This window comes from Paraburkholderia caledonica NBRC 102488, from assembly GCF_000685095.1.
GTDB classification, from domain to species: domain Bacteria; phylum Pseudomonadota; class Gammaproteobacteria; order Burkholderiales; family Burkholderiaceae; genus Paraburkholderia; species Paraburkholderia caledonica.
Window position 1 is genome coordinate 33,505 of sequence record NZ_BAYE01000008.1, and the last position, 21,356, is coordinate 54,860.

The 21,356-nt window shown below is 59.4% G+C and carries 22 protein-coding genes; 12 read left to right on the forward strand and 10 right to left on the reverse strand.

Going from position 1 to position 21,356, the window contains the following annotated elements:
• Positions 1 to 14: 14 nt before the first annotated feature.
• Both xylF and xylA read right to left on the reverse strand, forming a co-directional pair.
• The gene (gene xylF / locus BCA01S_RS17745; protein WP_020068929.1) at positions 15 to 1,043 is read right to left on the reverse strand and encodes a D-xylose ABC transporter substrate-binding protein; all 1,029 of its coding nucleotides are present in this window, start codon (positions 1,041 to 1,043) and stop codon (positions 15 to 17) included.
• A gap of 142 nt (positions 1,044 to 1,185) precedes the next feature.
• Positions 1,186 to 2,508 (reverse strand): xylose isomerase, encoded by a 1,323-nt coding sequence (gene xylA, locus BCA01S_RS17750; protein WP_027778054.1) that lies wholly within the window; start codon positions 2,506 to 2,508, stop codon positions 1,186 to 1,188.
• A gap of 290 nt (positions 2,509 to 2,798) precedes the next feature.
• Between xylA and BCA01S_RS17760 the strand changes: the two genes are divergently transcribed.
• The 4 genes from BCA01S_RS17760 to BCA01S_RS17775 all read left to right on the forward strand — a co-directional run bounded on the left by BCA01S_RS17760 (position 2,799) and on the right by BCA01S_RS17775 (position 6,113).
• Entirely contained in the window at positions 2,799 to 4,022 is a 1,224-nt protein-coding gene (locus BCA01S_RS17760; RefSeq protein WP_027778055.1) for a XylR family transcriptional regulator, read from the forward strand.
• 34 nt (positions 4,023 to 4,056) lie between these two features.
• Positions 4,057 to 5,139 carry an aldose epimerase family protein gene (locus BCA01S_RS17765; RefSeq protein ID WP_027778056.1) on the forward strand — a complete coding sequence of 361 codons (1,083 nt, stop codon included), beginning with the start codon at positions 4,057 to 4,059 and terminating at the stop codon, positions 5,137 to 5,139.
• Between the two features lie 173 nt (positions 5,140 to 5,312).
• On the forward strand, positions 5,313 to 5,606 hold the full coding sequence (locus BCA01S_RS17770; RefSeq protein ID WP_027778057.1) for a DUF4148 domain-containing protein: 294 nt from the start codon (positions 5,313 to 5,315) through the stop codon (positions 5,604 to 5,606).
• Positions 5,607 to 5,732: 126 nt separating this feature from the next.
• A complete protein-coding gene (locus tag BCA01S_RS17775) occupies positions 5,733 to 6,113 on the forward strand; it encodes a hypothetical protein (protein WP_027778058.1) in 381 nt (126 codons plus the stop codon).
• 43 nt (positions 6,114 to 6,156) lie between these two features.
• Here BCA01S_RS17775 and BCA01S_RS17780 read toward each other — a convergent pair whose 3' ends face one another.
• The 3 genes from BCA01S_RS17780 to BCA01S_RS17790 form a co-directional block, all read right to left on the reverse strand.
• The gene (locus tag BCA01S_RS17780) at positions 6,157 to 7,878 is read right to left on the reverse strand and encodes a PQQ-binding-like beta-propeller repeat protein (protein ID WP_027778059.1); all 1,722 of its coding nucleotides are present in this window, start codon (positions 7,876 to 7,878) and stop codon (positions 6,157 to 6,159) included.
• Positions 7,879 to 8,282: 404 nt separating this feature from the next.
• On the reverse strand, positions 8,283 to 8,516 hold the full coding sequence (locus tag BCA01S_RS17785; RefSeq protein ID WP_027778060.1) for a hypothetical protein: 234 nt from the start codon (positions 8,514 to 8,516) through the stop codon (positions 8,283 to 8,285).
• Positions 8,517 to 8,643: 127 nt separating this feature from the next.
• Positions 8,644 to 9,141: a hypothetical protein gene (locus BCA01S_RS17790; RefSeq protein ID WP_244146045.1), complete on the reverse strand. Its 498-nt coding sequence runs from the start codon at positions 9,139 to 9,141 to the stop codon at positions 8,644 to 8,646.
• Positions 9,142 to 9,469: 328 nt separating this feature from the next.
• Here BCA01S_RS17790 and BCA01S_RS17800 point away from each other — a divergent pair, with 328 nt between their 5' ends.
• Positions 9,470 to 10,114, forward strand: coding sequence for a helix-turn-helix domain-containing protein (locus tag BCA01S_RS17800; protein WP_027778062.1), 645 nt, complete (start codon positions 9,470 to 9,472; stop codon positions 10,112 to 10,114).
• A 2-nt stretch (positions 10,115 to 10,116) separates the two neighbouring features.
• On the opposite strand, the gene BCA01S_RS17805 is transcribed toward BCA01S_RS17800, so the two are convergent.
• Positions 10,117 to 11,250, reverse strand: coding sequence for a 4-hydroxyphenylpyruvate dioxygenase family protein (locus tag BCA01S_RS17805; protein ID WP_027778063.1), 1,134 nt, complete (start codon positions 11,248 to 11,250; stop codon positions 10,117 to 10,119).
• A 252-nt stretch (positions 11,251 to 11,502) separates the two neighbouring features.
• The gene (gene pcaQ / locus BCA01S_RS17810; RefSeq protein ID WP_027778064.1) at positions 11,503 to 12,501 is read right to left on the reverse strand and encodes a pca operon transcription factor PcaQ; all 999 of its coding nucleotides are present in this window, start codon (positions 12,499 to 12,501) and stop codon (positions 11,503 to 11,505) included.
• Between the two features lie 106 nt (positions 12,502 to 12,607).
• Here pcaQ and pcaH point away from each other — a divergent pair, with 106 nt between their 5' ends.
• A complete protein-coding gene (gene pcaH, locus BCA01S_RS17815) occupies positions 12,608 to 13,312 on the forward strand; it encodes a protocatechuate 3,4-dioxygenase subunit beta (RefSeq protein WP_020068917.1) in 705 nt (234 codons plus the stop codon).
• 3 nt (positions 13,313 to 13,315) lie between these two features.
• Positions 13,316 to 13,903 carry a protocatechuate 3,4-dioxygenase subunit alpha gene (gene pcaG, locus BCA01S_RS17820; protein WP_027778065.1) on the forward strand — a complete coding sequence of 196 codons (588 nt, stop codon included), beginning with the start codon at positions 13,316 to 13,318 and terminating at the stop codon, positions 13,901 to 13,903.
• 143 nt (positions 13,904 to 14,046) lie between these two features.
• Here pcaG and BCA01S_RS17825 read toward each other — a convergent pair whose 3' ends face one another.
• Complete coding sequence (locus BCA01S_RS17825) at positions 14,047 to 15,240, reverse strand: serine hydrolase (protein ID WP_027778066.1); 1,194 nt, start codon at positions 15,238 to 15,240, stop codon at positions 14,047 to 14,049.
• A 338-nt stretch (positions 15,241 to 15,578) separates the two neighbouring features.
• Between BCA01S_RS17825 and BCA01S_RS17835 the strand changes: the two genes are divergently transcribed.
• From BCA01S_RS17835 to BCA01S_RS17845, 3 genes are all read left to right on the forward strand, one after another.
• A complete protein-coding gene (locus BCA01S_RS17835) occupies positions 15,579 to 16,214 on the forward strand; it encodes a LysE family translocator (protein WP_027778068.1) in 636 nt (211 codons plus the stop codon).
• 307 nt (positions 16,215 to 16,521) lie between these two features.
• The gene (locus BCA01S_RS17840) at positions 16,522 to 16,725 is read left to right on the forward strand and encodes a cold-shock protein (protein ID WP_006047703.1); all 204 of its coding nucleotides are present in this window, start codon (positions 16,522 to 16,524) and stop codon (positions 16,723 to 16,725) included.
• 288 nt (positions 16,726 to 17,013) lie between these two features.
• Complete coding sequence (locus BCA01S_RS17845; protein WP_020068912.1) at positions 17,014 to 17,238, forward strand: hypothetical protein; 225 nt, start codon at positions 17,014 to 17,016, stop codon at positions 17,236 to 17,238.
• A gap of 682 nt (positions 17,239 to 17,920) precedes the next feature.
• Here BCA01S_RS17845 and BCA01S_RS39525 read toward each other — a convergent pair.
• Positions 17,921 to 18,058 (reverse strand): hypothetical protein, encoded by a 138-nt coding sequence (locus BCA01S_RS39525; protein WP_341807752.1) that lies wholly within the window; start codon positions 18,056 to 18,058, stop codon positions 17,921 to 17,923.
• A gap of 34 nt (positions 18,059 to 18,092) precedes the next feature.
• Between BCA01S_RS39525 and BCA01S_RS17850 the strand changes: the two genes are divergently transcribed.
• Positions 18,093 to 18,686, forward strand: coding sequence for a hypothetical protein (locus BCA01S_RS17850; protein WP_341807751.1), 594 nt, complete (start codon positions 18,093 to 18,095; stop codon positions 18,684 to 18,686).
• 209 nt (positions 18,687 to 18,895) lie between these two features.
• Here the strand turns inward: BCA01S_RS17850 and BCA01S_RS17855 are convergent, their stop codons facing one another.
• Positions 18,896 to 19,810, reverse strand: coding sequence for a LysR family transcriptional regulator (locus BCA01S_RS17855; protein WP_027778070.1), 915 nt, complete (start codon positions 19,808 to 19,810; stop codon positions 18,896 to 18,898).
• 215 nt (positions 19,811 to 20,025) lie between these two features.
• Between BCA01S_RS17855 and BCA01S_RS17860 the strand changes: the two genes are divergently transcribed.
• Positions 20,026 to 21,342: an MFS transporter gene (locus tag BCA01S_RS17860; protein ID WP_027778071.1), complete on the forward strand. Its 1,317-nt coding sequence runs from the start codon at positions 20,026 to 20,028 to the stop codon at positions 21,340 to 21,342.
• The last annotated feature ends 14 nt before the right edge of the window (positions 21,343 to 21,356 follow it).

Sequence of the window (21,356 nt, forward strand, 5' to 3'; positions counted from 1 at the left end):
CGCGCACGTTACGCTCATTGGCTCGCGAGCTGGGCCTGGGTGTAGAAGCCGTCCTTGATGACCACATCCACGTTGCTCTTCGTGAGCAACGTAGGCTGCAGCAGCACCGTGTCGACCTTCTTCTTTCCGTTGTCGTATTGCGCATTGAAGGCAGGCTTCTCACCCTTGGCCAGCGCCACCGAGAGCTTTGCCGCTTCGCCCGCAATGAGCTTCAGCGGTTTGTAGACGGTCATGGTCTGCGTGCCCGCAATCAGCCGCTTGACCGCCGCGAGGTCAGCGTCCTGACCCGAAACGGGCACCTTCCCGGCCATGTGCTGAGCGGCCAGTGCCTGGATCGCGCCGCCAGCGGTTCCGTCGTTCGACGCAACGATTGCGTCGATCTTGTTGTTGTTGGCGGTCAGTGCATCTTCCACGATGCGCAGCGCCGTGGACGCGCTCCACTCCGGCACCCATTGCTGCCCAACTAGCTTGATATCGCCCTTGTCGATGGCGGGCTTCAGTACCTTGAGCTGCCCTTCGCGCAGCATCTTCGCGTTGTTGTCGGTCGGCGCGCCGCCAAGCAGGAAGTAGTTACCCTTCGGTTGCGCTTTATAAACACCTTCCGCCTGCAGTTCTCCCACCTTCTCGTTGTCGAACGAGATATAGGCGTCAACGTCGGCATCGAGAATCAGGCGGTCATATGAAACCACCTTGATGCCTGCCTTTCTGGCTTCGGCGACTACGTTGCCGAGCGTCTTGGAATTGAACGGCACGATCACGATGACATCGACGCCGCGCGAGATCAGGTTTTCAATCTGCGAGATTTGCCGCGCCTCGCTGGCATCGGCGGATTGAACGGATACTTTCGCGCCGAGTTTTTCCGCAGCCGCGACGAAATAGTCACGGTCGCGAGACCAGCGTTCGACGCGCAGGTCGTCGATACAGAAGCCGATCTCCGGGTGATCCTTGCTGGCATGCGCAAGCGGCGCCGCCAGTGACAGGCTGGCCAGCACCGCTCCACATACGAGCGAACCCAGTACAGTACGACGTGTTGCGAATTTCATTTCTGTCTCCTTCTTTTGATAGCCGGAATTCCGGATTGGACGGCCTGCGCTGCGAGCCGCAGGTCCGGACAAGCGACAACCCAAAGCTTTTTTATTCGCGCGGTATGTGTCCGCGCGTTTTATTCACGTGCAACAGTGCTCTTCAGCGTCCGCTATAAATTGCCTGATTGACGATGTTTTCCATGCGCTCCTGCTGGCCGCTCGCGTGCCGCGGGTTCAGATCGCGCGACAGCGCTTCGGTGGCGAGCGCCGACAGCGAGAAGTCGCCCGACAGGATCTTGCGTCCAAATTCGGCGTCCCAGCCCGCATAACGCTGGCGTTTGAACTGGTCGAGACGGTCGTTTTCGATCAGCACAGCCGCGCGTTCCACGGCGAGCGCGAGGTTGTCGATGGCGCCAATGTGACCGTAAAACAGATCTTCCGGATCGACACTTTGCCGCCGCACTTTCGAATCGAAGTTCATGCCGCCCGTGGTGAACCCGCCGTGCTTGAGGATTTCATAAAACGCGAGCGTCAGTTCTTCCACACTATTTGGGAATTGATCGGTATCCCAGCCGTTTTGCGGGTCGCCGCGATTCGCATCTACGCTACCGAAGATATCGAGTGCAAAAGCCGTTGCGATCTCGTGATGAAACGAGTGACCGGCAAGCGTTGCATGATTCGCCTCGATGTTCACGCGAATGTCTTTCGCAAGCCCGTATTGCAGCAGGAATCCGTGCACGGTCGCGACATCGTAATCGTATTGATGCTTGGTCGGCTCCTGCGGTTTCGGCTCGATCAGCAGTGAGCCTTTGAAGCCGATCTTATGCGCGTGATCCACGACCATATGCAGGAAGCGCGCGAGTTGATCGCGTTCGCGCACGAGATCGGTATTGAGCAACGTGTCGTAGCCTTCGCGCCCGCCCCACAACACGTAGTTCTCGCCGCCTAGCCGTTGTGTGGCGTCCAGTGCATGACGTACCTGTGTCGCAGCGAACGCGAATACTTCTGGATCGGGACTCGTGGCCGCGCCCGCAGCATAACGCGGATGCGAGAACAGGTTGGCCGTGCCCCACAGCAGCTTGATACCGGTGTCCTGCTGTTTGCGTGCGAGATAGTCCACTATGCGGGAAAAGTTCTCGCTGTATTCTTTCAGGTTGCTGCCTTCAGGCGCGACGTCGGTATCGTGGAACGTGTAATACGGCGTGCTCAGCTTCGAGAAAAATTCGAACGCGGCATCCGCTTTCAGATGCGCCATTTCCATTGCGTCGCCGGACTGCTGCCATGGGCGCTTGAATGTGCCCTGACCGAAGATGTCGACACCCGGCCAGACGAACGTATGCCAGTAGCACACCGCAATGCGCAGATGTTCTTCGAGCGTTTTACCGAGTACCTTCCTGTTCTTGTCGTAGTGACGGTACGCAAGCGGGTTGTCCGATTGCCGGCCTTCATAACGGATCTCGGGAATGTGTTCGAAGTAGGACATCAGCGTCTCCAGTATTTGTTGCACTGCAACCCGTGCGGACATGGCCGCGCCGGTCAATAAGGTGACGCCATGCTGCCGCTTGCCGCAAGCATCGGCAATTGCGAAATTGCGCAGCGTGCTTGATGTTTCTCACCGCCCGCGATTTTGTTTTGCACCGGTGCGCGATTCGCGGCCTAGAATAACCGGACGCTTAAAAACATCGAACCAGAGAAAGACGCTATAGCGCCTACTCTGTCGACATAGGAGACGAAGGCTTTGCGGGTTTAATTATCCGCATGCCCAGCACCGCCATGACCCGTCCGCAAACTCCACAGACGACCCATCGGATCGCGCTGCTGTTCAACGCGAACAAGGTCTACGATCGCGAGATCATTACCGGCATTGGTAACTACCTGCTGTCCACACGCGTGGCGTGGGACCTCTTTCTGGAAGAAGATTTTCGTTGTCGCTTGACGGGTATAGAGCGCTTTGACGGCGACGGAATCATTGCGGATTTCGACGATCCTGCCGTGAGTGAAGCATTGCGCGACTGCCCATTGCCGGTCGTCGCGGTGGGATCGTCGTTCGAAGACCCGTCACAGTATCCCCCGGATTTACCCTATATCGCGACCGATAACAGCAAGCTCGTTTCACTGGCTTACACGCATTTAATTGGCGCCGGGCTCGAACACTTTGCGCTTTACAGCTTGCCGCAAGCGCAAGAGAACCGCTGGGCGCAGCAGCGCGAACTTTCGTTCGCTCATCTTCGCAGCACGGACGGACACAGCGCCGAGCAGATCCAAGGCGAGATTTATCGCGGACTGTCCACCAGCGCGCCTTCATGGAACCAGGCGACCGAACAACTGACTGCGTGGCTGCGCGAGTTGCCGAAGCCCGTCGGCATTATCGCCGTGACCGATGCCCGCGCGCGCCATCTGCTGCAAGCGTGCTTGATCGCGGGCATTCCGGTACCGGAAGAAGTCGCGATTATCGGCATCGACAACGACCCGCTAACGCGGACGCTCACACGCATTCCGCTTTCCTCCGTGATACAGGGCACCGAAGAAATGGGGCGCACCGCCGCTCACCTTTTGCATCAGATGCTGCGCGGTGCGCGCTTTCCTGGGCGGCGCATTCTCGTGCCGCCCGTCGGGATCAACGTGCTCGAGTCGACACGACACGAACCGCTCGCGAGTCCGTATGTGATGCGCGCGCGGCATTTCATCCGTCAGTACGCGTGCCAGGGCATTCGCACCGAACAGGTGGCCGATTATGTGGGCGTGTCGCGCTCGTCGCTGGAAGAGTACTTTCGACGCGAACGCAAATGCACCGTGCATCAGGAAATCCTGCGCCATAAACTCGATGTCGCGAAGGCGCTGCTTGCGAAGCGCGATGCATCGAGTGCGGAAGTGGCGATACGTTGCGGCTTCACGTCGCTGCAATACATGTATGCGGTTTTCCGGCGTGAACTCGGTTGCACGCCGCGTGAGTACCAGGATCGCGTGAACTCGACTCAGGCTTCCACGCCAGGCTGAGCATGCCTTTAATTCTCAAATTTTTATCGACGACATGATCAGCATCGCACAACTTTCATCCGAGCCGTGGGGCGCGCTCAATGGCGGCGATCCGGTACGGCTCTTCACGCTGCGCAACGCGCACGGCATGAAGATCGCCATCAGCGACCTGGGCGCGACGCTCGTTTCGTGGCATGCGCCGGATCGCACCGGACGCCTCGGCGATATTCTGCTCGGGCATGACACGCCGGCCGATTACGTCGCGGCCACGACCTATATGGGCGGGCTGATCGGCCGCTGGGCGAACCGCATTGCCGACGCCCGTTTTACGCTCGATGGCATCGGGTACACGCTCGACCGCAACGAGGGCGCGAACCTGCTGCACGGAGGAAGCGTAGGTTTCCATCGTGCGATGTGGGATGTCAGCGAGGACAACGGATCGCTGCTCATGCGGCTCGAGTCGCCGGAAGGCGACGCGGGCTTTCCAGGCAACGTGACCACGCAAGTGCGCTACACGCTCGACGACGACGGCACGTTGACCATCGAATACGAAGCCATTACCGACGCCGCCACGCCGCTGAATCTGACAAGTCATGCGTACTTCAATCTGACTGGCCGCGCAGGCGCGGATATTCGCGGACACATGCTGTCGATCGACGCCGATCAATTCTTCGAAGTCGATGCAGCAATGATTCCATGCAGGCTCGCGGACGTAGCGGGCAATGCATTCGACTTCCGGCAGAGCGCGCCGATTGGCGCCCGCCTCGACTGGCCGCACGGACAACTCGTGCAAGCGGGCGGCTTCGATCATTGCTACGTGCTGCGCGATACGGCCGGTGGCGCCAATCAAGCCGGCCATATGCGCGAAGTCGCGTGTCTTTACGATCCGGGGAGCGGACGGGAATTGACCGTGTCAACCGACCAGCGTGGCTTGCAGTTTTACAGCGGCAACTGGTTGAAAGGAGACGCGGGTCGCGGCGGCGTGGTTTATCAGGCACATGCAGGGCTTTGCCTCGAAGCAGGCGGTTTTCCGAACCAGGTGAACATGCCGGCGGAACAGAGCGATGTAATCGTTCGGGCAGGAGATACCTACCGGCAAGTCACCGCGTACAAGGTCGACGTGCGCCACGGCGTTTGACGAAGTGCCTTCATTGTTTACGCCATCCATTACAGCACGCCGACTTGTCATTTGCTGCAAGAGTGAATTACAGCATTGGGGGTTTTCCCTGGAATAAGGGCTTCCTAGAATCCGCGAATGGTGCCGAGGATCCGCTGCGGCACCGGAGAACATCATTCCCGGAGGGAAGCATCATGAAATCGCTTATCAAAGCAGTCGCACTGGTTGTTGTTCTGGCCGTGCCAGTTGTCTCGTTTGCACAGTCGGAGCAGCCGCTCACGCGCGCGGAAGTCAAGGCTCAGTTGAAGCAGATCGAGCAGGCGGGATACAACCCGGCCGTTGCTGTTGATGCGACTTATCCCGCGGACATTCAAGCAGCCGAAGCTCGCATTGCTGCGCAAAATGCGATCGCTCAAAGCGATACCACCGGCTACGGTCCTACGGCGACGGGTTCGTCGCAAGCAGGGGCTGCCGCGTCGGCTAAGTGAGCGTTGCGCTTTTGCGCTGTGGCCGGTTGCCGGCCTGGGTTGCTAACGCGCAAGGCGTTGTGGGACTGTGCGCCCCTCTGTGCAGTCTCTTCGCTTTAAGATGATCGCTCGCTAACAGGAGCGGTCATGGGTTCATCCGTTAAGAATTCTTTGCTGTGGATCTTCGAACCTTTCGAGGACGATCCCGGCTTTCTGAGGAAGCGCTTATTCGGCTTCGAAGCGGCTTATGTAGATGGCTTACTCTGCCTTGCGGTCGGCGACGGCGAGGAGCCCTGGAATGGACTGCTGGTGTGCACGTCGCGTGATCGGCATGCAGATCTCACTGACGAGTTTGTGCAGCTCGCCCCGCATCCCATGCTCGGCAAATGGCTTTATTTGTCACAGCGGGAGGAGGAATTCGAGCAGGTCGCTCGCGCTGTTGTCGACGCGGTTAAGCGGCGAGATCTGCGCGTGGGAGTCGAGCCCGGAGTCAGGAAAAGAAAGGCAAAGAGGGTGATCGGCAGTTGATGCTCGCCGCGCTTGCCGGACGCCGCGAGCTTCAGCTTCTTTCCTATTTCAGCAAACCGAACACCGCCACGCCGTTGGTCGTGCCCACGTACACGTGCCCGTGCGCGATCATTGGCGTAATGAACTTGTTTCCCGCGCCGAATGTGTCTCGCGGACCGGACTGGTTACTGTTGTAGAGTTCCTGGCTCAGATCGCTGGCGTTAAAGGCATGCAGCGCGCCAACGGCGCCGTTCTCGGCGGCCCAGACAATCCCGTTCGACGAGCCATTCGCCGAAACGCTAGGCGTTGCACCTGGGTAAGGGAAAGTGCCCGGACTGTGCGATGCGGGAGTCGTTGCCAGGAGCGCAGCGGTCACCGGGAATGCCTTGAGATTGTCGCCCACGGAGCCGAAATATACGACATGGTTGTAATAGGCGGGCATGCCGAAAACGCCTCCTGGCAGTTGCCCGTCGATCTCCTGCCAGATCTGGTTGGCGCTCGTGTTGAACTTGCCCATCGCATCGCGATTAACCACGTAGATCTTCGAATCCTTGCCGGCTCCCAGGGCGAGATGCCGGGTCGTGCCGCTTGCATCAGCCTGGTCCGGTAGTACCAACGCGCCTCCCGATCCGAGATCTGCGTCCCTCGCTGATTGCACGACAGTGTCGAAAGTCGCGAAATAGTCGGCCACACCGAGCCTCGGCGAGGTCGACAGCTTAAGGAAGGCGTTCCCATAGTCGCCTGCAATGGGAAAACCCTGCGCATTCAGCGTTGCGTCGAAGGTGCCGTTCGCGTCGAGGAGGTACAGGAATGCGCCGTCGGATGCCATACCCGCACCGCTCATCCAGACCGAGCCTTCACTTCCGTTTGGAGTGAGGTTCAGCGCGCTGGTCTGCGAAAGCGTATCCGCGCTGTAGGCGATCACCCAACCGCCGTAAGTGCCCTGGTCGCAGTGCGACGTCCATGCAAGATAGACATTGCCGTTGACGAGGGTTAGCGCCTGGCGCTCCGCGTATTGCTGAGGATCGAAAGCGGTGACACCGTTGCTGCTGTTCGCGCCCGTTCCAGGGTAGGTGGCCGTGATCTCGGTAGGACCACCGAGCGTCTCCGATCCTGTCACGAGATCTATTGCATGCAGGCGCTGATGAATGCCTCCGCTCGCATCCTTACTCATTGCGACCGCGTACAGGACGCCCGCTGTGCCGCGCGTGCGGTCGATAACCGGCGTGGACGTGATGCCGATTTCCGGTGTGATCTGGCCGCAATGACGATCGTCGCTCGTCGTCTCACCGGAGCCAAGCAGGGAGCGCTGCCACAGCTGCGTATTGGTGTCGGCGTCGAATGCGTAAACGCTGGCGTGCTCGGTCACGACATAGACGACGTTGTGCGCCGTGCCGCCAATGGGGAGATTGCTAACGTAGAGCGGTTGAGCATCCACCTTGCCGTCTGCCGCGAGGAAGGCAACCTTGCCAAATCCGGTCGGGGTAACGTTGGCGGGCGTCAGCGTCGTCTCTGCAAGGTACTGTCCTGTACGGGCGAGGTCGTTGTGATACGTCAGAACGTCGCTCGCAGAAGACGTTGCACCGGAGCCCGACCCACCCGAACCACCCGAGCCGGTCCCGCCGGTGCCCGTTCCGCCGGACCCGGTCCCGCCGCTCGAACTGCTTGTGCTGGAGTCGCCGCCCGAGCCGCCGCTACAGGCAATACAGAAGATGGCAAGCAGGCCGGTCGACACCACCCGGCGCCAGGACAGCGCACATTTGTGCAGGCACTTGTTGCGGTTCATAGACGTCTCCCAGGCGATCGGGAAGACTGCCCGTCCCAATGACCGTCGACTTTCTAGTGCGGATCTACCCTTCGTTGCTTCGCAAAGAGCGGAGCTTTGCGTCGGGCCACGTGTCAGCGTGCCAACTCGTGTTGGCCAGAATCGTTCAGGGTCGTCGTCGGGAATCGAATTGTGGCCATGCGTCGAAGTCCGTCATTGTTGCCCCCCGTTCGAGGTTTGCAGCACCCATTACGTCCGCACACCGTCGTCACGAACCGCGCGTTGTACCGCGGCAGTTGCTATCGCTCGACGTCTAACCGTACGGCCGGGCGCTGTCATCTATCCGGGAGTTGCCTGGCTGCGCGGCAACGCCACCGACCGTGTTGCTATGCATACCGCCGTCAACGCTCCGCCTGTGCTTTGGCTTATGCCTTGTCCTGCTCGTTGTCCTTCCCCTCGGTTGCCTCGTGGCCGCGATTGGCTCGCGGATTGGTGTCTGGCGCAGGGTGCACCTCGCCTTCGCCTCTCTGTCCGTTCTCGGGCGCGCCACCTGTGACTGGTGCGCCGCGCTGATTACCGAACGAGCCGCCCCCTGAAGCTCCGGTGGCCTTCGAAGCGTTGCCCTGGTCGTCCATTTCGTCTGAATTGTTGTTCGCCATTTCCGCGCTCCGTGCATTTGGGGTCTGCACTGTATGAGCAAGCGGTGCGCCAAGGTCAGCGGTGGGCGTCATGTTCGCTCCGAGCTGATGGATTGTCGCGAAGAACTGTGCAATTTACCGGACTGCATCACCACGGCGCCCTTTTCTCGCTTTTGCCAAAACGCACGACGCATGATTCAGCCTCAGTGACAGCAAACACAGGCGCACAAAGCAATTGCCGTTCATGTAGATCGAGAATTTGGATAATAGGCGGACAATTCGCGCTTTCGATAACCCAAACACCCTGACTTGCGCACGAAGCTGCGACATCGAGAATACGTTCTGCCTCGAGATAAACCTCGCGCTCCACCGCACCAAAACCTGCCTCCTGAAGGTACCAGGCGAGATAAAGCGCCTTGACGATTTTGGCGAGCAAATCCCCATTACCCTTCCCGGTTTTGAAAGCAGCCAACGCCAGATGCCAGCAGAGCGACTGTTCACGCACGTACGCGGCCGTGTGCGGCAACAACTGCGCTTTGCCCAAGGGCCTTCTGCGTGCCTTATTCCCCGATTGGCGTTTCTTCCGATCCTGCGACATGAGGGTTATCTTCTTGATGCTATTTTTAGTTTGAGCATCGTAATACATTGGAGTAATAAATCAATCCACGCATGCGTGTTTTAACCTAAGTTAATGCACATGACGACGGCACATCAAATCGCGCTGAGTCAGTTTTATGTCATCGAAGGGCTTTTAAACAGCTTTTTGGCAATAACGGCCGAAATGCTGCGGAGCGGAGCGCATTAAGCGCTGAACGAGCGCTCACTCCCTGTTTCCAATCAGAAAGTGCAACCACCATCCGCATTGCGCCGACAGCCGAATCGGCAGCCGCGGCGCAAACTTCACGATCCGCGCTGAATGTTATTATCGGAAACAGAAATCCACCGCTCAGGTAGCAACGAAAGCAGCAGACCCCATGGACACCCAGATCACCAAGCCCGCTGAACCCTCGACGACCGATCTTGGCCGTCGCGTCCGCGCTGCCCGCCAGTCGCAGGTTTTGACGCTCGAAACGGCGAGCCGCCTTTGCGGCGTTTCTCGCTCGACCCTATCGAAAGTGGAAAACGGCCTCATGTCCCCCACGTTCGACGTCCTGCAAAAGATCGTTCTCGGGTTGAAGATCGAAATCGGGGAGTTGTTCGGATCGATGCCCAAAGTGAGCGCAAGCGGACGTCGCGCGCTGACGCGCAAAGGCGAAGGGCAGCGTCACGCGTATCGCGGCTATCAGATGGAGTTGCTTGCGACTGACCTCGCGCACAAAGCGATGCTGCCGTTCCGAATCCGCATCTCGGCGCACACGCTGGACGCGTTCGACGACTGGGGGCGCCATGAAGGCGAAGAGTTTTTGTACGTGATCAGCGGCAGCGTGTGCCTTCACTCGGAGCTGTACGCCCCGACACATCTGAACGCCGGCGACAGCCTGTACTTCGACAGCCGCACCGGCCACGCCGCGGTCTCGACAAGTGAAGAGGATGCCGAAGTACTATGGATGGCGACCAGCGCCGACATTCCGCAAGCACCGGCCGTCAACGAGTCGCCGAAGAAGCAGCGCGAAATCTGACCTCAGGCGCCGGCTTGCTCGCGCGCCCGCGCGAGCGCGCTGAGGTTCCCCTCGCCGAATCCATGATGTCCCTGGCGTTGCACGATCTCGAAGAAAATCTCGCCGGCACCGCGACGCACGAAGGTCTGAAAAAACAGCAGCGGCACACCGTCCGGGCCGATCTCGCCATCCACCAGAACGTGCGTGCGCTTTAGCCGCTCGACGCCGAGGCCGTGTCCGGGCAACCGCGCGTCCAGCTGCTCGTAATAGCGCGGAGGCGGCTCGACGAATTCCACGCCGTTTGCGATCAACTGCTCGACGCACGCGAAAATATCGTCCGTGGCAAGCGCCAAGTGCTGCACGCCCTCGCCGGGATGATCCGGCAAATACTCGTGCATCAGGTCCGTCCGGCGCGTGCCCTCCTCATACAGCGGGATACGGATCGCGCCGCACGGCGACACCATTACGCGCGATTCGGCCGACACATGCCAGTTCGCGTGCAGCTCATGAATCTCGCGGAAGTTGAGCAAGTCGCGGTAGAAGTCGAGCCATTCCTGCATGCGACCCTCGCCGACCGTTTGCGTCAGATGATCCACAGCGACGAGGCCCGTGCCTGCATGGCTAAGGTCCGCGTGCGCAGTGTCGATCTGGATCGGACGGAAGTCGATGTCGAAGATCGAGATATCGCCAAGGCCGCCGCGTTGCCCGCCGCGTCCACGCCAACGGTCGACAAAATAGATATGCGAATCGCCAATGCCTTGAATTGCTGGGATCAGCAACTCGCCGGCGCCAATCCTCTCGCCTTCGAACGCCCACGCGCCGAGTTCGATCGCGCGGTCGAAAGCGCGTTGCGCGTCGGCCACACGAATGCCGATCGCGCAAATGCCCGCGCCGTACTCTTCAGCATAGCGCGCAGCAAATGAATCAGGCTCCGCGTTGATCAGAAAATTCATTTCGCCCTGCCGGAACAGAGTGACGTCCTTGCTGATGTGGCGTGCGATTGCCTTGAAGCCGAGCTTGGTGAAGGTCTCGCCCAGCGCCTGCGGATCGCGCGAGGCAAACTCCACGAATTCCAGTCCGGCTGTGCCGAGCGGATTGTGCTCAGGCGCCGACACGGCGCGAAGCGCGGCGTCTGGAGTGGGCAAGTCGCTAGGCATGGCAATCTCCTTGTACGTCTTACGACGCTGTTTCCAGTGTTTCCGATATCTGTGCAACCCGTCTCGACTCGCAGCGCGACAGTAGCTGCGTAGGGTGGCGCTGCATCGCGCGGTCGGCGACGGCTTTTGCAACGTGTTTGTACACCGGCTAGCGTGACGTTCGCAACTTCATTTTGTACTGACTGGTTCACAGAGCCGCGGCCCGGTCCACGCGCAGCTAATCGCGTAGCACCGTTCGCTGCGCTTTGTACATCAAGTTGTCGGCGTTGTGCGGCGCACACGCTTGCGTGCAGCGTTACGCGCGGGCCTGCTTGCGCTAGCCGCCATTCGCAACTGAGCAACTTCCCGCACAGCGTCGATAAAAGCCCTTCCCACTGCTGACGGCTGCGTGTCCGAGCGCCGGATCAAGCCAACCGGCTCGCCAGTGCCCGCGAACGGCAACGGAAGACGCACAAGCATGCCGTGCGCCAGTTCGTACTCCACCGCGCTGAGCGGCACAAACCACACGGCGTCGTTCTCGAGCGTCAGCGCACGGCCGGTCGAGACCGACAACACTTCCACGAACGCCGACAGCGGCGGCACACCCCACGCGCTCAACAAACTTTCAGCCGACTGCCGGATCAGCGTTCCGAACGGCGGCAACACGACGGGGAAACCCTGCAATGCGGCCGAAGGCAAACCGGGCGCTGCATCGAGCGGATGCCCCGCGCGCACGACCGCAATCAGCGGTTCGGTGAACAACTGCTCGAAGCTGAGCCCCACCATTCGTTCGGGATCGGCTAGTCGCCCGATGGCAAATTCGATCGTGCCCGCTTTCAGGCGCTCGAGCAATTCGGGATTTGCGCCGGTCGCAAGGCGCACGATCACGCGCGGCCAGAGAGACGCGAAACGCTTGAGCACGGGCGGTATCAGTGCAGCCGCGACGGTCGGCAGAATCCCGACTTCGAGCGTGGCCGCGGCCGCGCCTTCCGCGCGCGCGAGCAGATCGACGCCCTGCCGCAACGCACTGACGCAGGCGCTCGCATGGGGCATGAAGAGTTGCCCCTCCCGCGTCGGCACGGCTCCATGGCGGCCGCGCTCAAAGAGTTTTACGCCCAGAATGGTTTCGAGTTCCGCGACCGTCTTCGAGACGGCCGGCTGCGTAATCGAAAGGCTGTCAGCGGCCCGCTGGACGCTGCCGAATTGGGCCACGGCCAGAAAGCACTGTAGATGACGGAATTTGACGCGGCTGTCCGCGAGACTGCGTTGCATAACGGAAGGTTATACGAAAAGCGCCAAAACGTCATTTTTCATAACCGTCCAGTTTGGATAAAGTCCGTTGATAAGCCGTATCCCACAAATCCCGAAGGAGACACTGATGGACGATTCCTTTCTCAGCGCGCGCGATTTCGCGTCGCATCCCGAATACATCTATCCCGGTTACGGTTCCTCGGTTAAACGCGGCCCGACACGTCCGCTGATTCCGCTGAAGGAGAAGCTGCGCGATCAGCGCGTGCCCGTCTACGGCACCGAAGACCTCGGCGCGCTCGACAGCGATCTGACGCGCAACGCGGTCCGTAACGGCGAACCGCTTGGCGAACGCATCATCGTGACGGGACGTGTGCTGGACGAGGGCGGACGCCCGGTGCGCAATACGCTCGTGGAAATCTGGCAGGCGAATGCGGCCGGCCGCTACGTGCATAAAATGGATCAGCACGACGCGCCGCTCGATCCGAACTTCCTGGGGGCGGGGCGCTGCATCACGGACAACGAAGGCCGCTATCGTTTTCTGACGATCAAGCCGGGCGCATATCCGTGGGGCAATCATCCGAACGCGTGGCGCCCGAATCACATTCACTTCTCGCTGTTTGGCGAGCATTTCGGCTCGCGCCTCGTCACGCAGATGTATTTTCCCGGCGACCCGCTGCTGGCGTTTGATCCGATTTTCCAGGGCACGCCTGAGCAGGCCCGTGATCGTCTGATTGCGAAATTTTCGCTCGATACCACGCAAGAGGCCTACGCGCTCGGCTACGACTTCGACATCGTGCTGCGCGGCCGTAACGAAACTCCGATGGAGCGCTAAGCCATGACCACTCTTAAGCAAACGCCCTCGCAGACGGTGGGACCGTATTTCGCGTACGGCCTGTGCCCGCAGCAATATGATTTCGACTTCAAGAGCCTGTTCACCCCAGTGGTGGCCGACCGCGAAGCGGCGGGCGAGCACATCACGATCGTGGGACAGGTGTTCGACGGCGACGGCAAAGTGATCGGCGACGCCATGCTGGAAGTGTCCCAAGTCGATGCCGACGGTCATTATCCGGAATCGCGCGAGGAAATTCTCAAGACCGGCTTTCGCGGCTTTGCACGCGTCGGCACGGGCACGGACCCGCAAAAGCGCTTTGTTGTCGAGACGGTGAAACCGGGCCGCGTGAGCCCCGACGAGGCGCCCCATTTAAACGTCATCGTGACGATGCGCGGCATGCTGCTTCACACGTTCACGCGCATTTATTTCGAGGACGAAGCGCAAGCCAACGAGCGCGACTCCGTGCTGGCGGCGGTTCCGGCCGACAGGAGTGAAACCCTGATCGCGCGCCGCGAGCCGAACACCGCCAACGTGTATCGCTTCGACATCTATATGCAAGGCGACAAGGAAACGGTTTTTTTCGACCTGTAACGCGAATCTCCTACACTTTCGCAAAGCTTTCACCTAGACTGAAAGTGATCCGTCTAGCGACTGGATCGCGAAACTCCGAGTAGTTGAGCCCGCCTTGCGCGGGCTTTTTTTGCGCCTGCAGAAGTGCGGGCATGAGTCATTAGTCAGTGCAATGAGCAACGCAGCCAGCGGCGAATCGTGATCACGTCCGCGATATGATCGCGCGGGCCTGGCGCACCCAGCACGACAATGTCGGTCGGCCTGCCATGCACGATCATTCGCACGACGACGCAGTGCCCCGCTTCGTTAATGAACCCTGTTTTCTGCAACACAATCGACCGGTCGCCGCCCCGCACGAGCGCATTCGAGTTGTGATAATTCAGCCGCGTGCGCGGGCCGCCGGGAAACACTAACTGGTCCCGGTCGGTCGAATAAGCGCGGATCAGCGGATAGCGGCTAGCGGCAGCCACGAGGCGAGCAAGATCTCGCGCCGTCGATACGTTTTGCGGTGACAGCCCCGTGCCATTTACGAACCGCGTGTGCCGCATGCCGAGTGCGCGCGCCTTTGCATTCATCGCGGCGACAAAGCTCGGCCGGCCACCCGAGTAATCGCGGCTCAACGCCGCGGCAGCGCGATTCTCCGACGACATCAGCGCGATATGCAGCATGTCATCGCGCGGCAGCACCGAACCAACGCTAAGCCGTGATCCTGTGAACTTGTCGAAGTCCTGATCCTGAACAGTAACGTTGAGCGGCTCATTCAGTGAGCGCCTTGCATCGAGCGACACGACGGCCGTCATTAGTTTGGATATCGAAGCAATTGGCATGACGCGATCGGCCTGCTTTTCGGTGAGCACCGTGTGCGTTCTTTCATCGACAACGAAGACTGAACGCGACCGTAGCAATGCGCGCGACCTGGGCGTATATCCGCAACGAGGCAAAAGACGAAGGCCCGCATGCTTCGTACGAGCCGAAAGCGTTGCATTAGCGATTACGCGTGCGGCCGACGCAGGCCGCCGGTTGCGATGCGCAGCCAGTTTGGCAGGGTGTCTGGAAGCGCGCGGCTCGCGTGCGGTGCGCGATGCCTGACGGCGCGACTTGGGCGTGAGCTTGCTCGCGTGCTGTGAACGCTCGTCGTCGGTGACATGCTTGCGCCTGCGTGTGACGCGCCGCCGCGTCTCGCCAGTCGTGACTTTTCTCACCTTACGCGAATAGCTAAGCGAAGAATGCCGTGGAGACTCGTGAGTCGCGCCAAATGTCCATCCGACGCTCAGCCACAAGAGGCCAAATATCGCGATATAACGGAGCCAGGCAGAAGAACCAAAAGCAAATGTAGGAGTTTGTGGGCGGTATGGCATGCAACTTCAGGTTCTGTGCCGCGTGCGCCGGTTATTCGGAGAACGGAATTGGCGCACAGTCAACAACGACTCGTAGATATCATGGAAGATCGCTTGCACGATCAAAGGCGCCTGTATGAAGCGGAATTCGTCGCGATAGCAGGAATTGCGTCCGCCTGCCTCAGTGTTCTAAGGCAGCGTCAACATATCGAAGCCGATTCTAGCATTCGCATAATGTTGCTTGCAGCGAATGCGTATGTCTTTACACTGCTCGTACTGCTTGTTAGATGAGAGCCAGCGCTCTCATGCTATGTTTGGACAAAACGCGCTATTCATATGCAACCGACGGAGACACTGCCATGCCAGCATCGACCGCTATTCTCACCATTCTCGCCGCGCTGTTATTAGGCGCAATGAGTCCGGGACCGAGCTTTGTCATCGTCGCGCGCAATGCGATCGGTCTGTCTCGCGGCGACGGTCTTGCGACGGCGCTCGGCATGGGCATTGGCGGGGTCTTCTTTAGCGGCATTGCGCTGCTCGGCTTATATACGTTGCTCGCCACCGTCGAATGGCTTTACATCGGGCTCAAAGTAGCCGGCGGCCTTTATCTGATCTATCTGGCCTCGAAGATCTGGCGCGGCGCCGCCAAACCGCTCGCGTTCGACGCCACGCAAACCGTTACCACGAATCCGCGCAAATCTTTCTGGATCGGCCTTAGTACCCAACTGAGCAATCCGAAGACGGCGGTCTATTACGGCAGTATCTTCGCGGCGCTGTTGCCGCAACATCCGCCGATGTGGTGCTACTTTGCATTACCGCCCGCGATCTTCGCGATCGAAGCAGGCTGGTACACGGTCGTCGCGCTGTGCTTTTCGAGCAGGCGTCCGCGCGAGATCTACTTGCAATGGAAGGCGTGGATCGATCGTGTCGCCGCAAGCGCAGTGGCAGCGCTTGGCTTGCGTCTGATTGTGACCGCGCACAAGGTCGGCATCTAAACCATCCTCGCGTCAGCCGCGTTCTGATGGTCGCGGCGACGAAGTGAAGGGATTGGCAAGCCGCTAACGGGGTCGCATTGCGGCGCCTTCGCGCAACTCAGTGGAGCCGCCCGGAAGGACAGTTACAAGATAACTGTTGACGCTGCTGTGCCGGAGCGGTTAATGTGGCACCCGAAGTTCAAGAAGTTCGATTGCTGTTCATCAATGTCTCGCTCTCTCAGCGGTATTCGTTGTCCTCTCCCTCCTTGACGCTTCTAACGCTCCTTAACAGAGCACATTTTCAATTTTATTTCCTCAAGGATTCTTCATGGATACCGGTACCGTTAAGTGGTTCAACGACAGCAAAGGCTTTGGCTTCATCACCCCGGACAAGGGCGGCGACGACCTGTTCGCGCACTTCTCCGAAATCAGTGGCAACGGCTTCAAGACGCTCGCTGAAAATCAGAAGGTGAGCTTCGAAACGAAGCAAGGCCCGAAGGGTCTGCAAGCGGCCAACATCACGCCGCTGTAAGCTAGTTTGAAGGGCTCGGTGTCCGGCAACGGACATCGGGCTGCAGCGACATCCTCGCGGAGCTTTGTCTCCCACAGTTGGCGCAAATCGCTTTTGAGTTGCATATATCAGGCAGCTCGCTCAAGCGCCAATCGCCTCGTTGCTCCTCATTCTCCCCTCGGCTTGAACGCCCTCTTTAGCTTTCCGACTGCGTTCTGATTCGGCTCGCAATGGCTTTGAATCGACTCGTCCGCGCGACTCAATAGGAGTTCGCACGGCAGGCGCACTCGCACATTATTAAAATATAAAATGCAAAACCAACAAATTCACCTTTACAACGGCTATGCCATCAAACCATCGGCGCATCGCTTGCCCGACGGTACATTCTCGTCCAACCTTTTGCTCGAGCGCGCCGACAGCGCACGCGCTGAAGGGCTTTACCAGTTTTATTCGCTCGACTACTTCACCGACGAAGAGCAGGCATTGCAGCACTCCGCGCGTTGGGCGCACGAGTGGGTCGATACACGCGGTTGACGCATATTTAGCGCGGCGAAACAGGCCGCGAAATGCCTGCGCCTCGCAAATGGAGTTCAGACGAACTCTTTCGCCGTTATCATGACGGCAACATCTGATATTCGTTTCAGCGTAAGCAACTCTTCCTTCAAGCGGTCGACCAGATCGCTACCCCGCCTGCACTGGCACTCCGACGTCAAGAAACTGGCGGCTCCGGGAACATCGCATTAGCGATATGCCTCCCGGCGCCGAATAGCTTTGCGAAGCTTGCGCGGACTATTGCGTTCACCCCCTGAATGACGAATGAATGCCTGAAGTCGAGGCATTCATCTCCGTCGCAAAACAAACTCAATTGGCGCACGGCACGAGTCGCTTCTCTTCCGAACAGCGAGACAATTTGGCCATCGTTTTATGCGCAATGCATTCAAAGCGCGCACATACATATCCACCGCAAATAAAGCATTCGAATTTGAAAGACGCTTCTTCAAAAAACACTAAAGATTTTTCTTTTGCTGCCGTTTAAATCGGTGCGCGATTCTGCGCGGGCATATCGAGAGTTCAACAATCATTTTGCGGAAACAACGGTCCGCACGCTAAAATCTCATAATGAAAATGAAAAAAAACTACCTTTAGTCATTGCCGCGTTCGGTTCATTTACGCTCGCTGCGTGCGGCGGTGGCGGAGGCGACAGTTCGCCGCCTGCTCAAACCGCTGCGCCGGCCACGAGTGCCAGCGCACCGGCGCCGTCGTCGGCGCCCGTCGTGGCGGGCGAGTCGCTGCCCAGCCTGACGTCCCCGCAGGCCGGCTCGACTGCCGCCACGGGCAATGGCTTCGAGGGCATCTGGACGACTTCCTCGTCCTCCCGGACGACCGCCATGGTGGACCCGGCGAACAACATTTCCTACCTGAGCGGCATTTTCACGGTCGTCACATCGACCTTCTTCGGCATCGCAGCGCCCGCGGAGCCGAACTGGACATTGACGAGCGGCTTCGAGAGCACGGGTGGCTTCCGCTATACGGCCACGTCGGGAAGCGGAACGTACAGCGCGAAGCAAACCTTGAACGGCAGCTATGTCTCCAACGGCCAAACGGTGAACCTGGCATTGAACTACGATCCGGCGAACGCGCTTGCGGTCACGCAATCGAGCGTAACGGGAACGTGGACGCAAAGCGGGACGACGCTCACCATCGACGCCGCCGGCGGCTTCACCGGCAACCTTTCCGGCTGCGGCGTCACCGGGACGCTGACATTGACGACTCCGGGCTCGAACAAGAACCTCTACACGATGACGGTGAGCGGCACCACGAGTACCTGCTTGCTGGCTTCCGGAACGACTTACTCCGGTAATGCAGCTATCACGTTCCTGCCCGTTACAGGCAGCACGACGCTGTATCAACGTTCGATCGTCTATCTGATCAAGGCAGCCGATAACTCGGTGATCGCCTACGGCCAGGTAACGAAGCAGTAAGCCGTTTATGGGGCGCAGCAGCCCGGCAAGTTCTCCGGCTGCTGATTGGCTGCTTTCGGAAAAACTGAGGTTCGCTTTGCGCGGACCTCAGTTCTCCGCATCTCTTTCTAGTATCTTCGCCGAAAGACCGGAGCTCCATCTCGCGAATCGCGCGTGTGAGCGCGCCCCAGGCGAATGCCAGATCACTCAGACCGAAGCCGAACATCCGACTACGCCGGCAGCGGCACACCGGCAATATGACGGCTAAGGCGATGCGCCTGCTTATAAACCGCGTGCATTAGCAGCGTGGTGTTCCGAGACGGAGGGGAGAACTTCGAATAGACAAAGGTCGCAACGAGTTCCAGCTCCTCGATCAACGGACGTATGACCAGACCGTGATCGTCTGCGGCAAACTCGTCGACAATGGCCAATCCGAGACCGCCCTTCACCAGCGCCAGCGCCTGATCTGCGCGCGTCACATCTACGACGGATTGCAGTTCTACATTGGCTTGCTGGCATGCGCGCGCGATCATCGTGCCGAACGGAATGTCGCGCCTGAAGAGAATCATCGGCTCACCGACGAGATCGGCGAGCGCAATGGGCTCCGGTTCGGCCAGACGGTGACGAGGCGGCACAACGCAGACCATCCTGCCACGCATGAACGGCACGACGTCGAGGTGCTCATGTTCGATCGGCATCGATGTCACCGCCACATCCACGGCTTTACTCAGCACCTCGAGCGGCATGTCCGCCATAAGCGTGGTATGCCAGTCCACGCTCAAGCCTGGCAATTGCCGTTTCAATTCGACAATCGCGGGCGCAACGATCGACGTTGCCAACGACGGGCTGCAGGACACCCGCAACAAACTGGCCGGCCCGAGCGACAGCGCCCGCGCGAATTCGTCGACTGAGAGTGCCGCCTGATAGACCTGCTCGACTTCCCTGAATAGCGCCTGCGCCTCCGCAGTTGGTATCAGCCGGCCTTTCGCCCGCTCAAAAAGCCGCAGGCCGAGGTTCGTCTCCGTGTGAGAGATGAGCTTACTGACAGCAGGCTGCGACACGTAGAGCATTTTTGCCGCGGCATTGATCGACCCCGTCAGCATGACTGCACGAAATACCTCCATCTGCCTGAGCTTGAACCGCATGCGTTCTCCGTGCCGTGTAGCCGGCCTATTAACAAAAAGTTATAGGGTAGCTGAAACTCGGCATACGACAGGCTTGCGGTAAATCCCTAGTATCTGCTCAACGGGAGCCTGACTCCCCGCATTGCGCGACACGCATAACGCCCGCAGTCTGCAAGCCGCACCAGCGGACTCGGGCACCGCGAGGAGCGCACCAAAGAGAACAGGATGGAGACACGATGAATGACGCAACGCAGTCCGCAGACGCGACGATTAACGTTGCCACCGCGACGCGGAGAACCAGAGCCCGCTTCCACATACTTGCGCTGCTCGCGGTCGGCACAATGATCAACTATCTGGACCGTAGCGTCGCCGGAATTGCCGCGCCGAGCATGAGTCACGAACTCGGCCTTAACCCAGCGCTAATGGGCGTGATTTTTTCGGCGTTCTCCTGGACATACACGGCATCACAGATTCCCGGCGGCGTGATGCTGGACCGCGTCGGCACACGGTGGACCTATTTCTTCGCGCTCACGCTCTGGTCTCTCTTCACGGGATTGCAGGGGTTGGCGACCGGCTTCATATCGCTGCTGATCATGCGTCTACTGATCGGCGTTGCTGAAGCGCCGTGCTTTCCGACTAACAGCCGGGTAGTCGCTATCTGGTTCCCGCAAAGCGAGCGCGCCCGCGCAACCGGCATTTACACGTTCGCGGAATACGTCGGGCTGGCCTTCCTGAGTCCCTTGCTGTTCTGGCTCGAACAGCAATATGGATGGCGCGCGCTATTCGGCATTGTCGGAACAGTCGGGGTGCTGTTCGGCGGCATCTGGCTGATGCGTTTTCACGAGCCGCATCAATCGAAGAGCGCAAATCGGGCCGAGCTGGACTACATCGCGAACGGGGGCGGCGTCGTAGACGGCAGCCAGAAGGCTACTCATTTCCGCTGGGCCGACATTGGTGCGCTCCTGAAACGGCGAAGCATGCTCGGCATTTGTGTGGGCCAGTTCGCTTGCAACTCGACCAACGTGTTCTTTCTCACATGGTTCCCGACCTACCTCGTGACAGAGCGCCATATGCCGTGGTTGAAGGTCGGGTTGATTGCTGTGCTTCCGTTCATCGCCGCATCGGTGGGCACACTTGCAGGCGGCTGGATCTCCGACTCCATGCTGCGCCGGGGTATTTCCCTCAACTGGTCGCGCAAGCTGCCCGTTATCGCCGGCCTGCTCGCCGCATCGAGCATAGTCCTCGCGAACTACGTGGAATCGACGGCAACGGTTATTGCGATTCTCTGCGTCGCCTACTTTGCACAAGGCATGTCCGCACTCGCCTGGATGATCGTTTCCGACATTGCGCCAAAGGGATTGCTTGGTTTGAGTGGCGGCATTTTCAATCTCTTCGCGAATGCTGCGGGGATCGTCACGCCGCTCGTGATCGGGGTGATTGTCAACGCAACGGGTTCGTTCGTTTATGCGTTGGGCTTCATTTCAGCCGTCACGCTAACCGGGGCACTTTCGTACATCTTCGTGGTTGGCGATATCAAACGCATCCAGTTGTGAACAACATTTTTCAG

Coding starts and splice junctions, on each gene's coding strand:
- xylF (WP_020068929.1), bottom strand. CDS start 1,043: ATGAAATTCGCAACACGTCGTACTGTACTGGGTTCGCTCGTATGTGGA.
- xylA (WP_027778054.1), bottom strand. CDS start 2,508: ATGTCCTACTTCGAACACATTCCCGAGATCCGTTATGAAGGCCGGCAA.
- BCA01S_RS17760 (WP_027778055.1), top strand. CDS start 2,799: ATGACCCGTCCGCAAACTCCACAGACGACCCATCGGATCGCGCTGCTG.
- BCA01S_RS17765 (WP_027778056.1), top strand. CDS start 4,057: ATGATCAGCATCGCACAACTTTCATCCGAGCCGTGGGGCGCGCTCAAT.
- BCA01S_RS17770 (WP_027778057.1), top strand. CDS start 5,313: ATGAAATCGCTTATCAAAGCAGTCGCACTGGTTGTTGTTCTGGCCGTG.
- BCA01S_RS17775 (WP_027778058.1), top strand. CDS start 5,733: ATGGGTTCATCCGTTAAGAATTCTTTGCTGTGGATCTTCGAACCTTTC.
- BCA01S_RS17780 (WP_027778059.1), bottom strand. CDS start 7,878: ATGAACCGCAACAAGTGCCTGCACAAATGTGCGCTGTCCTGGCGCCGG.
- BCA01S_RS17785 (WP_027778060.1), bottom strand. CDS start 8,516: ATGGCGAACAACAATTCAGACGAAATGGACGACCAGGGCAACGCTTCG.
- BCA01S_RS17790 (WP_244146045.1), bottom strand. CDS start 9,141: ATGTATTACGATGCTCAAACTAAAAATAGCATCAAGAAGATAACCCTC.
- BCA01S_RS17800 (WP_027778062.1), top strand. CDS start 9,470: ATGGACACCCAGATCACCAAGCCCGCTGAACCCTCGACGACCGATCTT.
- BCA01S_RS17805 (WP_027778063.1), bottom strand. CDS start 11,250: ATGCCTAGCGACTTGCCCACTCCAGACGCCGCGCTTCGCGCCGTGTCG.
- pcaQ (WP_027778064.1), bottom strand. CDS start 12,501: ATGCAACGCAGTCTCGCGGACAGCCGCGTCAAATTCCGTCATCTACAG.
- pcaH (WP_020068917.1), top strand. CDS start 12,608: ATGGACGATTCCTTTCTCAGCGCGCGCGATTTCGCGTCGCATCCCGAA.
- pcaG (WP_027778065.1), top strand. CDS start 13,316: ATGACCACTCTTAAGCAAACGCCCTCGCAGACGGTGGGACCGTATTTC.
- BCA01S_RS17825 (WP_027778066.1), bottom strand. CDS start 15,240: ATGCCATACCGCCCACAAACTCCTACATTTGCTTTTGGTTCTTCTGCC.
- BCA01S_RS17835 (WP_027778068.1), top strand. CDS start 15,579: ATGCCAGCATCGACCGCTATTCTCACCATTCTCGCCGCGCTGTTATTA.
- BCA01S_RS17840 (WP_006047703.1), top strand. CDS start 16,522: ATGGATACCGGTACCGTTAAGTGGTTCAACGACAGCAAAGGCTTTGGC.
- BCA01S_RS17845 (WP_020068912.1), top strand. CDS start 17,014: ATGCAAAACCAACAAATTCACCTTTACAACGGCTATGCCATCAAACCA.
- BCA01S_RS39525 (WP_341807752.1), bottom strand. CDS start 18,058: ATGCCCTCGAAGCCATTGCCCGTGGCGGCAGTCGAGCCGGCCTGCGGG.
- BCA01S_RS17850 (WP_341807751.1), top strand. CDS start 18,093: ATGGTGGACCCGGCGAACAACATTTCCTACCTGAGCGGCATTTTCACG.
- BCA01S_RS17855 (WP_027778070.1), bottom strand. CDS start 19,810: ATGCGGTTCAAGCTCAGGCAGATGGAGGTATTTCGTGCAGTCATGCTG.
- BCA01S_RS17860 (WP_027778071.1), top strand. CDS start 20,026: ATGAATGACGCAACGCAGTCCGCAGACGCGACGATTAACGTTGCCACC.